At 67.9% G+C, this 1,316-nt stretch carries 1 protein-coding gene; it reads right to left on the bottom strand.

All coding sequences use genetic code 11. The annotated features are described in order from the left end of the window. The coding region (locus tag A5696_RS29150; RefSeq protein WP_156738342.1) for an HAD-IC family P-type ATPase at nucleotides 1–1,316 on the bottom strand (1,316 nt) is incomplete at both ends.

Raw genomic sequence — 1,316 nt, 5'->3', positions numbered from 1 at the left:
GCGAAAACGATAAACGTCTGGGTGAGAAGGTTTTCCAGGAACCACCCGGTGTGAAACGCCACCTCGCCGGCGTGCAGGATGCCGAGCATGAATCCGAAGGTCAAGAAGTCGAACAGCGAGTTGATGGGCCCGAACGTCAGCATGAACCTGCGGATGAAGGCGACGTTCCAGTGCGCCGGCGCATCGCGTTGCTCCTCATCGACGCGGTCGGTGGGGATCGCCAACTGCGAGGCATCGTAGAGCAGGTTGCCCAGCAGGATCTGGCTGGGCAGCATCGGCAGAAACGGCAAGAACGCCGACGCGGCGGCGGCGCTGAAGGTGTTGCCGAAATTGCTCGATGTGCCCATGAACACGTACTTGATGGTATTGGCGAAAATCCTTCTGCCCGTGGCCACCCCGGTGGCCAGCACCCCCAGGTCCTTTTCCAGCAAGACCACGTCGGCCGCGTCCTTGGCCACGTCGGTGGCGCTGTTGACGGAGATGCCCACATCGGCGGCGTGCAATGCCAGCGCGTCGTTGACCCCGTCGCCGAGAAACCCCACCGATCTTCCGGTGCGGCGTGCCGCGGTGATCAGCCGCGCCTTCTGCTCGGGGGAGATGCGCGCGAAGATGGTGTGGTTTTGCGCGGCGTCGACGAACCCGTCGTCGTCGAGGGGTTCCAGCTCGGCGCCGGTGAGAGTGCCCTTGGACGCCAAACCCAGGTCATTGCAGACCTTTTCGGCGACCCGCGGATTGTCGCCGGTGGCGATCTTGAGCTCGATGCCCAGTTCGGCCAGCTGTGCCAGCGACTGGCGCGCCGCGGGTTTGGGTTCGTCGGCGAAGACCAGAAAGCCGGCCAGCGTGAGGTCGTGTTCGTCGTCGGCGGTGAGCTCCGTCAGCTCGGCGGCCGGGCGGGTGGCGACGGCGACCACCCGCCGTCCGGCGGCGAACAAGTCCGCCAGGGTCGCATCCGCGGCCGCCGGCGTCCCGTCGCACCGGTCCAGGACCTGTTCGGGGGCGCCCTTGACGACGAGGAGGCGGTTGCCGTCGTCGTCGACCAACACCGACGTCGCGCGCCGCTCGTGGTCGAACGGCAGCAGCGCGACGCGGCGCACCGCGCCGCCCACCAGTTGCTGTGGCTGCGGGGAGTCCCACAGCGCGGCGTCGAGCGGATTGGCGCTCACCACACCGGATTCCGGGTCGACGTCGGTGGCCAGCAACCCGAGCCGCCGGACCGGCTCGGCCGGCGCACCGGCCGGATCGACCGCGCCGACCAGGCGGATGCGGCCCTCCGTCAGCGTGCCGGTCTTGTCGGTGATCAGGATGTCGATGTCGCC

Origin of the sequence: Mycobacterium sp. E2699, from assembly GCF_001666745.1 — a bacterium.
Classification (GTDB): domain Bacteria; phylum Actinomycetota; class Actinomycetes; order Mycobacteriales; family Mycobacteriaceae; genus Mycobacterium.
Note: the sequence above shows the minus strand (reverse complement) of the source record. Positions and strands in the feature narration are given on the sequence as shown.